Consider the following 12778-nt stretch of genomic DNA (forward strand, 5'->3'; position numbering starts at 1 on the left):
AGCTCGTCAGGCTCATAACCTGAAGGTCACAGGTTCAAATCCTGTCCCCGCAACCAAACCTTCCAAATAGAAAACCAACAAGCTTCTCAAAACACATTATAAACCGGTAGCACACCGTCTTAAGCCCAGAGGCACGACAATGGAGCCGCCGCAAGACGCTCTGCAAAGGGCACAACATCCGTGCTGTCATATAAAACGACGCCATAGGCAAATCTATCGCCGCAGGCGTCTGCAAGAATTCGCAGTCCATCGAAATCAGATGCCTTGACCGTAGCGCTTGCTTTCACCTCAATCCCGACAACCGTGCCATCATCGCGTTCGAGAACGATATCGACCTCATGCATTTTCTGGTCACGGAAGTGATAAGGCGTCAGGCGCAGTTGTGAGCCGGTCATCAGCTTTCGAACCTCAGAAAACACGAAACTTTCCAAGAGTGCGCCAAATATGCTGCGATCTTTTGTGACGCGATCGAAACTTAAGCCACGACTGGCGGCAAGCAATCCAGAATCGACGAAATGCAATTTCGGTGTCTTGATGATTCGTTTCAGTGTGTTGGTGTACCAAGGCTGAAGCGTAAAGACGAGAAAGACCTGTTCCAACAGCCCGACATAACGCTGGCCGGTTTTGTAGTTGACATCAATGCTGCCGGCAAACTGCGAATAATTGACCAACTGCCCTGAATGTTCTGCCAGCAGGCGAACGAATTTGGGCAGGTCAGTCAGTTTCTCGATCTCGGCGATATCGCGCAGATCCCTCGTCATGACGGAGGTCAAATAGGAGCGCGCCCAATCCTGACGCCGACGTTCGGTATCGCGAACAATGGCTTCGGGAAAACCGCCCTGAAGCACCAGATCGACCAGATCATTTCCAACAATTGCCGTTTTATCACCACGCAGTTTTCCTTCAAACAGCCGGTCCAGAAATGTGGGTTTTCGACCAAGGACCTCCGCGCGGGCCAAGGGCAGCATTTGAAGCGTTTCCATTCGGCCGGCCAGACTGTCCGCAACGCGGGGGAGTGTCAGGATATTGGCTGAGCCGGTCAGCAGAAAACGGCCGGGACGGTAATCGTCATCTACCGTTTTCTTGATTGCAAGCAGCAGATCGGGTGCGCGTTGGATTTCATCGATGATTGCCCGGTCCAATCCCCGGATGAAGCCGGCCGGGTCAGACCTTGCCGCATCAATCCCCGGTTGGTGGCAATCAGGAATATATATGGTGTTAATTAGTAGTCAATATGGTGGTGATTAGGATCACATGCGTGGGTATCTGCGATCTGATCAAAATCAGAATCTTCCGAACGTCTGATTGCGAATCCGGCGGCGTGTTGATTGGTATCATCAACCATCGTTTCGGAGTTGCACATTCTCTTCTCCTGCAATTTGATTACTGGCTGTCTTGCCAATTACATTTTTCTTAGAGCAGATGTCATTCTTACAGGAAACTCTACTTATGACTGATCAGGTGATCGAGATTCACGGCGTTCGCGTTTTTGTATTTGACGCTAAGGGCGACAAGCTTGCCGGGGAGCGGGATGCGAATGCATTTTTGAGTGCGGTTTGGGCACAGCAGGCAACCCTTGCGGTCATTCCGGTTGAACGATTGGGCGAAGATTTTCTTGATCTCAAAACCCGCATCGCGGGGGAGGTCATCCAGAAGTTCGTCAACTATCAGGTTCGTCTGGCAATTCTCGGGGACGTCTCCGCTTGGATCAGTGAAAGCACGGCATTGCGGGATTTTGTCTATGAGACAAATCGTGGCCGAAGCCTTTGGTTCATCGGTGATTTGGCTGAGCTTGATCAACGGCTTTCAATTGCTGCGTGATTCCTTGCGAACAGGGCAAGAGTAAATCCCTTTCGGATTCTGTTTCCGTGTCTACAACTGCTTTTTTGAAAGAGCTGTTGTTTGCCTTGTAACCAGTTCGAAGCCCACATTGATGGCTGATGCGGGAGAATTGTCTGCATCGGCACTATGGTCGAGAACCTGCAGAAGCAATTCCCCGGTTTTCCGGCCAATCAATTCCGCATCAATGCGAATCGTTGTGATGGCGGGAACGCATTGCCGGGCGATATCGAAATCGCCAAAGCCCATCAGCGACAGATCGTCAGGCACCTGAATGCCGCGGCGGTGACATTCCATCAACGCGCCAACGGCAGAAATATCGGAAACGGCGAAAACGGCTTCCACATCAGGTGCGCGTTCGAGCAAAACACCAAGTGTAAGCGCGCCATGATCGTAGGAAACGGGTGCCAGGCCCTCGCGAATCACCAATTCATCGCCAAGGCCAGCTTCCCGCAACACGGAGGTGAAGCCCGCAAGGCGTGATTCGCCGCGCAAATCCTTGGCGTCGCTATCCATTCTTGAACCGAGCGCACCGATTCGCCGGTGCCCAAGGGCCAGAAGGTGCAGCGCCGCCGCCCGCCCGACCTCATAGTTGGAAAAACCAACCGCATGGTCAATCGGATGTTCAGGCGTATCCCAGATTTCGACGATTGGAATTCCGGCTCGCAGCATCATTTCGTTTGCTGCCTTGGTGTGGGTCGTTCCTGCAACCACGATCGCGTCGGGGCGGCGGGCCAGCATGGCGCGGATGATTCGCTCTTCTTCCTCAAGCCGGTACATGGTGTAGCCGATAAGCAGTTGGTAATCGGCGGGCCGCATCGCCTCGGCAAGACCCTGAGCCGTATCGGCGAAATTGGAATTTGTCAGGGTAGGGAGAATCGCTGTGATAAAATTGGTGCGCCGGGATGAAAGGCTGCCTGCAACCCGGTCGGGTACGTAGCTCAACTGCTCGATAGCCTTCATCACCTTGTTTCGCGTTGATTCGGAAACAAGGTCGGGGTCCGCAAGCACGCGCGAGACAGTCATCTTCGACACGCCGGCGAGGCGGGAGACGTCGTGCATGGTGGCTTTTTGCGAGGATGGCGGCACGTATCGGTCCTGTCTGTTCCGAATCAGTTACTTCGGGGCGATCCTGTTGTAAACCACATGATAAAAACGGCCATCGAACATACGCATCATTTCATCGGTGATAACACGCCCTTCCAGCCGGACGGGTGAGGCCAATGCTTCTTTGACGGCTTCCATCGTCGGGTAGTCGACTTCCTGCACCATGGCGATGTCAGGCGAATCGGGGTCCGAATCAATCATACGCATCACACGCACTGCCTGGGCATTCGGCATGCGCTTCCAAATGGGCAGCAATTGCTCCTCGACTATCCGGAAAAACGCCTCTTCCTGACCTGCGTGAATCTTGCCTTCAAAGATGGCCGAACGGGTGAACATCAATCCTCCTCAGGTGATAAGAGCGCAGCATTGTAGGGTTGCCACTTGTAATGTTATCGATAACATGCTTCATTGGAAACACAAGCAGCAAATTTCGTGGGCTGTTGCAGACTGGTTTGAAGCAGTGCTTCTTTGGCGATTTAATGCCAGTTTTGGTACCGCAATCGGACGACAGCATTTCTAAAGCATGGCGCTGATGGGAGTGTTATCGAGAACAAATGAAATTGAATTCAGGTGGCGTGCTCGGGAGGTACTGCCGGAACCTTGATACAAGTGGAGGAGGCTATAATGGGTATTTCAAAATCATTGCGGGTGATGGTCGCTGCTGTCGGCGTTGCCGCTGCGGGTCTGTTTTCAGCCGTTGATGCCAATGCGGTCACACTGAATGACATCACGTCGCGCGGCACTGTGCGAATCGGCGTGCTGACAGGCGCGCCGCCCATGGGCATGGTGGACGAGAAGGGTAATCCAACCGGATATGACGTTGACGTCGCCAATCTGATTGCCGGTTACCTCGGTGTAAAGGCTGAACTGGTTCCGCTGACGCCGCCGTCGCGCATTCCGGCACTGCAGACAGGCAAGGTCGATTTCCTTGTCGCGACGCTTGCGCCAACGGGTGAGCGGGCCAAAACAGTGATGTTTACCCAACCTTATAGTGCATTCAACATGGTGATTGTTTCGGGCAAAGATCAGAAATTCGGTGCGTTGTCAGAACTCGGCGGCAAGCGCGTCGCGGTCAATCGCGGCTCGTCACAGGAAGCCGCTTTGCGGAAGGTTGCCGTGCCGGGGCTTGAACTTGTGGTTTACGAAGATGATTCGACCACGGCGCAGGCGCTGATTGCCGGGCAAGTTGATGCGGTTGCCTTGCCTTCCACTGTTGCGGATGCGGTGTTGAAACAGCTGCCCGACGCCGGTTTGCAGGTTGGCTTCACGTTCTTTCGTCAGGGCAATTCCATGGCAACCACCCTGCAGGATTTCGAGATGCGTCAATGGCTCAACACAGCCATTTACCTCATGAAGAACTCCGGCGAGCTTGATGCAATTTCGGTCAAGTGGACCGGTCAGCCAATGCCGCAGCTGCCATCCTTCTGATCCGCTGCTCAATCGATTCACCGGGCAAAGTCTGCCCGGTGCAATCCCTCACGGAGGCCGGAGATGTCCTACACCTTCCAGTTTGGCGTGATCGCCCAATATCAGAATGAGATTCTTGCCGGCATTTGGATGACGATCAAGCTGTCTGTTGCTTCGATCATCCTTGGTTGCGCCTGTGGTATCGTGCTGGCGTCTGTTCGCTCGATGAAGCCGGGCATCGGCCGTATTCTTGTTGATGCCTATGTCGAGATCATTCGTAACACACCGTTTCTGGTGCAGCTTTTCATCGTCTATTTCGGTATGCCGGGGCTGGGAATTCGCGTCAGTGCGGTGACGGCGGCCTTGATCGGCATGACAATCAATCTGGCTGCTTATTCGACCGAAATCATTCGCGCCGGGATCGAATCGATTCACAAGTCGCAGATTGAAGCGGGCGAGGCGCTCGGTTTCACCCGGTTGCAGATTTACCGGCATGTCATCATCATGCCAGCGATTGCGAAAGTCTATCCGGCGCTGTGCAGCCAGTTCGTGCTGATGATGCTGGCATCATCTGTTTGCTCGGCCATTTCGACCAATGAGCTTGCGGCATCGGCAGCCTTTGTCGAGTCGCAAAGCTTCCGTTCGTTCGAAGTCTATATCGTTGTTACACTGATTTATCTGGCATTGGCGCTCGCCCTGCGCGGGATGCTCGCCATGATCGGATTGTGGCTGTTTGGTCGCCGGGTGGCGCGGCGAACAGCTGTCGCTCTTCCGGAGGTGCAGACATGATTCTCCGTACTTTTGGTTTCAGCGAATTCGGCTTTCTTGTTTCCGCACTGCTATGGACTGTTGTCCTTACCATCATCGCGCTTAGCGGCGGCGGCATTGTCGGCTTCTTCATCGCACTCGCTCGTACCTCCACGCATAAGTGGCTGCGGATTGTTGCGGCGACCTATATCCAGATCATTCAGGGCATTCCGGTGCTGATGATCCTGTTCCTGTCCTATTACGGTCTAAGTCTTGCCGGTCTGCAATTACCACCTCTGGTGGCAGCGGGCGCTTCGATGACGATCTATGCATCGGGCTATCTCGCCGAAATCTGGCGTGGTTGCATCCAGTCGGTGCCCAAGCAGCAATGGGAGGCGTCAGAATCGCTGGCGATGACGCGGACGCAGCAATATCGCTATGTGATTCTGCCGCAGGCACTGCGCATCTCGTTGCCCTCGACCGTTGGCTTTGCCGTGCAGGTGGTCAAGAACACCTCGATCACCTCGATCATTGGTTTTGTTGAACTCGCCCGTGCGGGCCAACTCATCAACAACGCGACATTCCAGCCATTCCGCGTTTTCATCGCGGTCGCGGCTCTTTACTTCGTCGTCTGTTATCCGCTGTCCCAGCTATCACGTTGGCTGGAAAGGAGACTCCATGCCAGAAGTCATCGTTGAAAATGTCCACAAAAGCTTCGGCATGGTCGAAGTCCTCAAAGGCGTCTCGCTGACCGTCGAGCGCGGCGAGGTCATCGCGCTGATTGGCCGGTCGGGTTCGGGCAAGAGCACGCTGCTCCGCTGCATCAACGGGCTGGAAAAAATCAATTCCGGCCGTATCGAGATTGCTGGCCATACGGTGAGCAGCGATCCCAAACAGTTGCGGGCGTTGCGGACGGATGTTGGCATTGTTTTCCAGAGCTATAATCTTTTCCCGCATCTGAGTGTCGGCGAGAACATCATGCTGGCGCCAAAGATCGTGAAGAATGTGGCCAAGGCGCAGACCCGCGAAACGGCGGAGAGGGTGCTGAAACTGGTTGGTCTATCGGAAAAATTCGATGCCTATCCAGACGAGCTTTCCGGCGGTCAACAGCAGCGCGTTGCCATTGCCCGTTCGCTCGCCATGCAGCCAAAGGTAATGCTGTTTGATGAAGTGACATCGGCGCTTGATCCTGAATTGACCGAAGAAGTGCTCAACGTCATGGAACAGCTTGCGCGTGACGGCATGACGATGATTCTTGTCACCCACGAAATGGCGTTTGCCCGGCGGGTCGCGACAAAGACCATCTTCATGCATCAGGGCAAGATCTGGGAAGAAGGCTTATCAAAGCAACTCTTCAGCGATCCGCAAACGCCAGAGCTGCGCCAGTTCGTCAAAGCCGATGTTAAGTGAAATAACCAATCAGGAATCTCGTAATCATGTCGATTGATATTCTGCAACTCTGTCCTGTTATGCCAGCCCTCGAAGCAGATTTGGCCAAGCGCTATACCGTTCATCGTTGGTTCGAGATGAAAGATCAGCCGGGATTTCTCAAATCCCATGCGGATAAGATTCGCGGCGTGGTCACTGGCGGGCATATCGGGATTCCGATGGAACTTGCGGCCCAATTGCCAAAACTCGAAATCATTTCGATCAATGGTGTCGGCTATGACAAGATTGATCTGAACGAGGCGCGCAAGCGCGGCTATCGCGTCGCCAACACGCCTGATGTGCTGACGGCTGATGTTGCCGATCTGGCCCTTGGCCTGATCATTGCTTTGGCGCGCCAGCTTGTGCTTGCCGACAATCATGTGCGGGCTGGCAATTGGCCAAAGGGCGAACTTGGTCTGGGGCACCGGGTAACCGGAAGGCGCTATGGCATCTTCGGGCTTGGCCGTATTGGTCAGGCCATTGCCACGCGACTGCAAGCTTTTGACGGGAAAATCTCCTATTCTGGCCGCCGGAAGCTCGATGTTCCCTACACGTTTTATCCTGATATCAACGAGCTTGCAGCCAATTGCGATGTGCTTGTGATAGCGGCGGCGGCCTCTGCCGAGACAAAGCATGTGGTCAACACGGATGTGCTGAAGGCACTTGGCCCCAATGGCAGCCTGATCAATATCGCCCGTGGCTCTCTCGTGGATGAAGCGGCTTTGATTGCTGCGCTGCAGGGCGGAACGATTTCCGGTGCGGGCCTTGATGTGTTCGAGGACGAACCGCGCGTACCGGAAGCCCTGATAGGCATGAAGAATGTTGTTGTGTCGCCGCATATCGCAAGTGCGACCCACGAGACGCGCCGCGCCATGGCCGATCTCGTGCTGGCCAATCTGGAAGCGCAATTTTCTGGCAAGCCACTGCCTGCAGCGGTTGTTTAACTGACGTTCCGACACACGAGGAAAAGAAAATGGCTGACGCATCCACAGTTGCTGTTATTGGTGCCGGGTTCATGGGCGCGGCAATTGCAACGCGGCTAATCGAGACCGGCCACGCGGTGACTGTGTTTGATGTTGATGCGCAAAAGGTTGCGGCGCTTTTGGCCAAAGGTGCAATTGCTGCAAGTTCGGTTGCGGATGCTACTGCCAAGAGCAATTTTGTTATTCTCAGTCTGAATCATGCCGATATTGTCCGCGCCGTGGTCTTCGGCTCGGCCGGGGTGGCTGCTGCGGCCACAGCCGACAAATTGCTGATCGATATGTCGTCGATCGACCCGAAGGAAACCGCTGAGATGGCGGCAAAGCTTGCGGAGCAAACCGGGATGAAATGGCTGGATTGCCCGCTATCCGGCGGTGTTCCCGGTGCGCTTGCGGGGCGATTAACGGTTATGGCGGGCGGTGATGCTGCCGATTTCGAACGCGGACGGACCGTGATGCAGCACCTTTGCGCCAACTACACATTGATGGGACCAAGCGGCGCGGGGCAGACCACCAAGCTGATCAACCAGCTGTTTTGCGCCGTGGCGTTTCAGGCCGTTGCCGAGGCGGTCAAGCTTGCGGAAGCGGGCGGCGTTGATCCCGCCATCATCCCACAGGCGTTGGCAGGCGGGCGCGCCGACAACCGGATCATGCAGGAGTTTATGGCGAAATTTGCCGCCCGGGATTATACGCCGACCGGGCGCATCGATAACATGCTGAAGGATCTCGACTCTCTGCAGGCCTTTGCCTTGAAGACAAAGACGCCTTTGCCGATGACCGGACAGGTGGTCGAAATTCACCGGCTGCTCTGTGCAGCCGGATTGGGTCCACGCGATTCGGCCGAAATGATGCGGCTGCTGGATGGTTTTTCCGACGAGCGTTAGAGATCCTGTGCTTGCAGCCATTGCACGCTGGCATCAACAATCTGCTTGATTGGATGGGCGACGTCTTGCGTGAAAACCAGTGGCTCGCCCTTCGGTGATTCCAGCGTCGCCAGCTGGCTGTCCAGCATGGACAGCGGCATGAAGTGCCCGGTGCGCTTCCCCATATGGTCACGCAGAACCTCAAGGGTGCCATCGAGAAAGACAAAGGCGAGCGCTCCGCCAGCTTCCCGGCGCAACCGGTCACGATAGCTCTTTTTTAGCGCCGAACAGGAAACGATGACACCCTTCTCGGCTTTGGCAAGTTCCGCACCAATTTTGTCGAGCCATGGCCAGCGATCATCGTCGGTCAGCGGAATGCCCGCCGACATTTTCTTCACATTGCTTTCGGGATGCAGAACGTCGCCTTCAATGAAGGGCAGGGACAATGCGGCCGCTATTCCTTCGCCGATCGAAGATTTGCCGGAGCCACTCACTCCCATGACGATGAGCCGGATCATACGGACGCCGTGATTCCGCCATCGACGTGGATGACCTGGCCATTGACGAAGGATGAGGCATCGCTGGCAAGGAATACGGCTGCTCCCACCAATTCTTCGACATTGCCCCAGCGACCCGCTGGCGTGCGCTTTTCCAGCCAGCCGGAGAATTCAGGATTATCGATAAGGGCCTGATTGAGCGGTGTCTTGAAATAGCCGGGTGCGATGGCGTTGATCTGCAAACCATATTTTGCCCAGTCCGTGCACATGCCGCGGGTGAGATTGCGGACAGCGCCCTTGGTTGCCGTATAGGGCGCGATGGACGGACGCGCGAGTTCGCTTTGCACCGATGCAATATTGATAATCTTGCCCCGTCCGCGTTTGATCATATGCTTTGCCACACTTTGCCCCGTATAGAAGACACTTGATATATTGGTCTGCAACAGCAGCTGCCACTTGTCCTCAGGGAAATCCTCGAGCGGGGCGCGAAACTGCATCCCGGCATTGTTAAAGAGAATATCGATAGCGCCAATCTCAGCTTCGATCTTGTCCACGCCGACTTTGACGCTGTCAATATTGGTCACGTCAAACGCGGCTGCGTGGGCTTTGTGCCCGGCAGCTTTCAGCTCAGTGACGGCTGCATTCACCTTGGTTTCATCGCGGCCATTGATGATGATTTCCGCCCCATGTTCAGCCAGACCTTTTGCGAGGGCAAAGCCGATGCCCTGGCTTGATCCTGTGATGAGGGCACGTTTCCCCTCAAGGCTGAACAATGGATAGGCCATTCTTTCTTTCCTCCGGTTTTGCGGAAATTCGACTCGCGAAAGCTGTCGCTTCTTCTCCGCTTGACATAAATGTTATCGATAACATATGCAAGTATCAGTGTGTTAAAGCGCTTCGCCTACCCGCGACAATGTCGTCTGGGTGCGGGATGCGCAAGGGAGGAATGCATGAAGGCCGTCGTCATCCACGCCGCGAAGGATTTGCGTATCGAAGAACGTGATCCGGGTGCGCCTGAAGCCGGGCAGGTGGATATTGCCATTGAGGCAGGCGGCATATGCGGCTCGGATCTGCATTACTACAATCATGGCGGGTTCGGCGCGATCCGGCTGCGTGAGCCGATGATTCTTGGCCACGAAATTGCCGGAACTATTCTGGCTTTGGGAGCCGGCGTGAGCGGCCTTGCCATCGGTGATCGTGTTGCCGTATCGCCCAGCCGGCCCTGCAATCATTGCGACTATTGTCTTAAAGGGCTGCAGAACCATTGTCTTAACATGCGCTTTTACGGCAGTGCGATGCCTATGCCGCATATTCAGGGCGCATTCCGCCAGCGGCTGATTGCCGAGGCATGGCAATGTCACAAGGTGGCAGACGGTGTCTCCATCAATGAAGCAGCATTTGCTGAGCCGTTCGCCGTGACCCTCCATGCGGTCAATCGTGCCGGATCATTGCTGGGCAAGCGGGTTCTTGTTACGGGCTGTGGTCCCATCGGTGCTTTGACCATTTTGGCTGCACGGGCGCACGGCGCACAGGAGATTGTTGCAACCGATGTCATGGATGCAGTTCTGGTGAAGGCGAGGGAAGTTGGCGCCGACCGAACCATCAATGTCGCCGAATATCCGGAACAACTTGCCGCCTATTCCGCCAACAAAGGCTCATTTGATGTAATGTTCGAAGCATCCGGCAATGAACGGGCGCTACGCGCCGGGCTGGAAGTCTTGCGGCCGCGCGGCATTCTCATGCAGCTTGGTCTTGGCGGTGACATCTCCATTCCGCAGAACATGATCGTTTCCAAGGAAATCGACCTGCGTGGTTCTTTCCGCTTCCATGAGGAGTTTGCGCTGGCCGTTGATCTCATCAGCCGGAAAGTGGTCGATGTGAAGCCGCTGCTGACGGGGATTTTCAAGCTCGATGAAGCGGTCAAGGCATTTGAGACGGCGGGGGATCGCAGCCGTTCGATGAAGGTGCAATTGGCCTTCGACTGACATTCGCGTCCGGAATGAGGCAAATGTTCCCAAATGTTCGTTGAAACCGCTTTTGCCTATGCTAAGGTCCGGCGACACTTCCCCTTTGATAGAGCGTTGATGCTTTCGAGCGTATCGCCGAGGGTTTGTTTGGAGCGAGAGTTTCGGGAGAAGGCCTGACAAGGGCCGCATCGTGACGGCGATCCTGTGCCGTCATCAGGAAGGACAGAAAGAATCATGACATTGCACCAGAATCTGATCGATGGCGCTTGGACCGGCGGCGACGCCATTGCCAACATCAATCCTTCCAATACCAATGATATCGTCGGTGAATATGCACGGGCAACGGCCGAAGACACGTTGAATGCCATAGCGGCGGCGAAGGCAGCTTTCCCGGCATGGTCACGCTCCGGCATTCTTGAGCGCCATGCGATCCTGCGCAAGACCGCCGACGAGATCACCGCCCGCAAGGATGAAATCGGTCGCCTGTTGTCACGCGAAGAAGGCAAGACATTGGCCGAAGGTATCGGCGAGACAGTGCGCGCTGCTCAAATCTTTGATTTCTTCGCCGGAGAAGTTCTGCGTCTGGCGGGTGAGGTCCTGCCGAGCGCGCGCCCGAATATCGGTGTTGAAATTACCCGCGAGCCAATCGGCGTTGTCGGCATTATCACCCCATGGAATTTTCCCATCGCCATTCCCGCCTGGAAGATTGCTCCAGCATTGGCCTATGGCAATACGGTCGTGTTCAAGCCAGCTGATCTGGTGCCGGGCTGCTCCTGGGCGATTGTCGACATATTGCACCGCGCCGGTCTGCCAAAAGGTGTGCTCAACCTTGTCATGGGCAAGGGGTCGGTGGTTGGCCAGACCATTCTCGATAGTGCTGATGTGAATGCCATCACCTTCACCGGTTCGGTTGGCACGGGCAAACGCGTTGCCGCTGCCTCCATTGAACATATGCGCAAGTTCCAGCTGGAGATGGGCGGCAAGAACCCATTCGTTGTGCTTGACGATGCGGATTTGAACGTCGCCGTCGAAGCAGCCGTTAACAGCGCCTTCTTCTCGACAGGTCAGCGCTGCACCGCGTCCTCGCGTATTATTGTCACCGAAGGCATTCATGACCGCTTCGTTGCTGCGGCGACCGAGCGTCTGAAAGGTGTCATCGTTGACGATGCGCTGAAGGCTGGAACTCATATCGGCCCGGTGGTTGATCAGAGCCAGCTGAAGCAGGATGAAGACTATATTGCCATTGGCCAGAGTGAAGGCGCGAAGCTTGCTTTTGGCGGCGAGCGGCTGACCCGTGATAATCCCGGCTTCTATCTGCAGCCAGCATTGTTCACCGAAGCCACCAACCAGATGCGGATTTCGCGCGAGGAAATCTTTGGTCCCGTGGCCAGTGTCATCCGGGTCAAGGATTATGAAGAGGCATTGCATACGGCCAATGATACGCAGTTCGGCCTGTCATCGGGCATCGCCACGACAAGCCTCAAACATGCAACGCATTTCAAACGCAATGCCGAGGCTGGCATGGTGATGGTCAATCTGCCGACAGCCGGTGTGGATTTCCATGTGCCGTTCGGTGGGCGCAAGGGCTCAAGCTATGGTTCGCGCGAGCAGGGCAAATATGCTGCTGAATTCTATACGACCGTAAAGACGGCTTACACGCTGGCCTGAAGTCAGCTTTCTCGCTCTTTATGACGGATCTGTTTTTGACGGGCGGTGCGGTGCACCCCCCGTATTTATTGGGTTTTGGTTGTTTGTTGGTTTTGGTTATCCCCAGGGTTGGTTGTGCTGGCTTGAGAAAGTTTAGATTTGTGCGTTTTTTTGGGAAAGGCGTGTTGACAGTTTTGGTGGTGGGGGTCTATATACCGACACAACGAGGGCGGGGCGCCGCTGGCGGTTGCTGAATGCGCCCTAAAGGAAGCTCTCTGGAAGTTTTCGGATTGTTG

Annotated in this window: 13 protein-coding genes and 1 pseudogene; 9 read left to right on the forward strand and 5 right to left on the reverse strand. The window is 55.2% G+C overall.

The genetic code is table 11. The annotated features are described in order from the left end of the window. Window positions 1-119 precede the first annotated feature (119 nt). Window positions 120-1184, reverse strand: a pseudogene (locus BLU05_RS25695) (ATP-binding protein); the annotation flags it as partial. 265 nt (window positions 1185-1449) lie between these two features. Between BLU05_RS25695 and BLU05_RS25700 the strand changes: the two are divergent. Then, window positions 1450-1821, forward strand: a complete 372-nt coding sequence (locus tag BLU05_RS25700; RefSeq protein ID WP_091886879.1) for a DUF4180 domain-containing protein — start codon at window positions 1450-1452, stop codon at window positions 1819-1821. A gap of 51 nt (window positions 1822-1872) precedes the next feature. Here BLU05_RS25700 and BLU05_RS25705 read toward each other — a convergent pair whose 3' ends face one another. Both BLU05_RS25705 and BLU05_RS25710 read right to left on the reverse strand, forming a co-directional pair. Beyond that, complete coding sequence (locus BLU05_RS25705) at window positions 1873-2901, reverse strand: LacI family DNA-binding transcriptional regulator (protein ID WP_091886881.1); 1029 nt, start codon at window positions 2899-2901, stop codon at window positions 1873-1875. Between the two features lie 54 nt (window positions 2902-2955). After that, window positions 2956-3282: a hypothetical protein gene (locus BLU05_RS25710; protein WP_091886884.1), complete on the reverse strand. Its 327-nt coding sequence runs from the start codon at window positions 3280-3282 to the stop codon at window positions 2956-2958. A 288-nt stretch (window positions 3283-3570) separates the two neighbouring features. Between BLU05_RS25710 and BLU05_RS25715 the strand changes: the two genes are divergently transcribed. The 6 genes from BLU05_RS25715 (at window position 3571) to BLU05_RS25740 (ending at window position 8392) form a co-directional block, all read left to right on the forward strand. Continuing rightward, entirely contained in the window at window positions 3571-4374 is an 804-nt protein-coding gene (locus BLU05_RS25715) for a transporter substrate-binding domain-containing protein (RefSeq protein ID WP_091886887.1), read from the forward strand. Window positions 4375-4437: 63 nt separating this feature from the next. Further along, on the forward strand, window positions 4438-5142 hold the full coding sequence (locus BLU05_RS25720; RefSeq protein ID WP_091886890.1) for an amino acid ABC transporter permease: 705 nt from the start codon (window positions 4438-4440) through the stop codon (window positions 5140-5142). Continuing rightward, the gene (locus BLU05_RS25725) at window positions 5139-5798 is read left to right on the forward strand and encodes an amino acid ABC transporter permease (protein ID WP_091886893.1); all 660 of its coding nucleotides are present in this window, start codon (window positions 5139-5141) and stop codon (window positions 5796-5798) included. Before BLU05_RS25720 ends, BLU05_RS25725 begins: the two co-directional genes overlap by 4 nt. Continuing rightward, a complete protein-coding gene (locus BLU05_RS25730) occupies window positions 5779-6510 on the forward strand; it encodes an amino acid ABC transporter ATP-binding protein (protein ID WP_091886896.1) in 732 nt (243 codons plus the stop codon). Before BLU05_RS25725 ends, BLU05_RS25730 begins: the two co-directional genes overlap by 20 nt. A gap of 26 nt (window positions 6511-6536) precedes the next feature. Then, window positions 6537-7472, forward strand: a complete 936-nt coding sequence (locus BLU05_RS25735) for a 2-hydroxyacid dehydrogenase (RefSeq protein WP_091886898.1) — start codon at window positions 6537-6539, stop codon at window positions 7470-7472. A 29-nt stretch (window positions 7473-7501) separates the two neighbouring features. Further along, window positions 7502-8392 carry an NAD(P)-dependent oxidoreductase gene (locus tag BLU05_RS25740; RefSeq protein WP_091886901.1) on the forward strand — a complete coding sequence of 297 codons (891 nt, stop codon included), beginning with the start codon at window positions 7502-7504 and terminating at the stop codon, window positions 8390-8392. On the opposite strand, the gene BLU05_RS25745 is transcribed toward BLU05_RS25740, so the two are convergent. Both BLU05_RS25745 and BLU05_RS25750 read right to left on the reverse strand, forming a co-directional pair. Then, window positions 8389-8889: a gluconokinase gene (locus tag BLU05_RS25745; RefSeq protein ID WP_091886904.1), complete on the reverse strand. Its 501-nt coding sequence runs from the start codon at window positions 8887-8889 to the stop codon at window positions 8389-8391. The genes BLU05_RS25740 and BLU05_RS25745 overlap by 4 nt on opposite strands. After that, window positions 8886-9653 carry an SDR family oxidoreductase gene (locus BLU05_RS25750; RefSeq protein WP_091886907.1) on the reverse strand — a complete coding sequence of 256 codons (768 nt, stop codon included), beginning with the start codon at window positions 9651-9653 and terminating at the stop codon, window positions 8886-8888. Before BLU05_RS25750 ends, BLU05_RS25745 begins: the two co-directional genes overlap by 4 nt. A gap of 165 nt (window positions 9654-9818) precedes the next feature. On the opposite strand from BLU05_RS25750, the gene BLU05_RS25755 reads away from it, so the two are divergent. Further along, window positions 9819-10853, forward strand: a complete 1035-nt coding sequence (locus BLU05_RS25755) for an L-idonate 5-dehydrogenase (RefSeq protein WP_091886910.1) — start codon at window positions 9819-9821, stop codon at window positions 10851-10853. Window positions 10854-11069: 216 nt separating this feature from the next. Then, window positions 11070-12503 (forward strand): aldehyde dehydrogenase family protein, encoded by a 1434-nt coding sequence (locus BLU05_RS25760; protein ID WP_091886913.1) that lies wholly within the window; start codon window positions 11070-11072, stop codon window positions 12501-12503. Window positions 12504-12778 lie beyond the last annotated feature (275 nt).

This window comes from Phyllobacterium sp. OV277, assembly GCF_900104355.1.
Classification (GTDB): domain Bacteria; phylum Pseudomonadota; class Alphaproteobacteria; order Rhizobiales; family Rhizobiaceae; genus Phyllobacterium.

Coding starts and splice junctions, on each gene's coding strand:
- BLU05_RS25700 (WP_091886879.1), top strand. CDS start 1,450: ATGACTGATCAGGTGATCGAGATTCACGGCGTTCGCGTTTTTGTATTT.
- BLU05_RS25705 (WP_091886881.1), bottom strand. CDS start 2,901: ATGCACGACGTCTCCCGCCTCGCCGGCGTGTCGAAGATGACTGTCTCG.
- BLU05_RS25710 (WP_091886884.1), bottom strand. CDS start 3,282: ATGTTCACCCGTTCGGCCATCTTTGAAGGCAAGATTCACGCAGGTCAG.
- BLU05_RS25715 (WP_091886887.1), top strand. CDS start 3,571: ATGGGTATTTCAAAATCATTGCGGGTGATGGTCGCTGCTGTCGGCGTT.
- BLU05_RS25720 (WP_091886890.1), top strand. CDS start 4,438: ATGTCCTACACCTTCCAGTTTGGCGTGATCGCCCAATATCAGAATGAG.
- BLU05_RS25725 (WP_091886893.1), top strand. CDS start 5,139: ATGATTCTCCGTACTTTTGGTTTCAGCGAATTCGGCTTTCTTGTTTCC.
- BLU05_RS25730 (WP_091886896.1), top strand. CDS start 5,779: ATGCCAGAAGTCATCGTTGAAAATGTCCACAAAAGCTTCGGCATGGTC.
- BLU05_RS25735 (WP_091886898.1), top strand. CDS start 6,537: ATGTCGATTGATATTCTGCAACTCTGTCCTGTTATGCCAGCCCTCGAA.
- BLU05_RS25740 (WP_091886901.1), top strand. CDS start 7,502: ATGGCTGACGCATCCACAGTTGCTGTTATTGGTGCCGGGTTCATGGGC.
- BLU05_RS25745 (WP_091886904.1), bottom strand. CDS start 8,889: ATGATCCGGCTCATCGTCATGGGAGTGAGTGGCTCCGGCAAATCTTCG.
- BLU05_RS25750 (WP_091886907.1), bottom strand. CDS start 9,653: ATGGCCTATCCATTGTTCAGCCTTGAGGGGAAACGTGCCCTCATCACA.
- BLU05_RS25755 (WP_091886910.1), top strand. CDS start 9,819: ATGAAGGCCGTCGTCATCCACGCCGCGAAGGATTTGCGTATCGAAGAA.
- BLU05_RS25760 (WP_091886913.1), top strand. CDS start 11,070: ATGACATTGCACCAGAATCTGATCGATGGCGCTTGGACCGGCGGCGAC.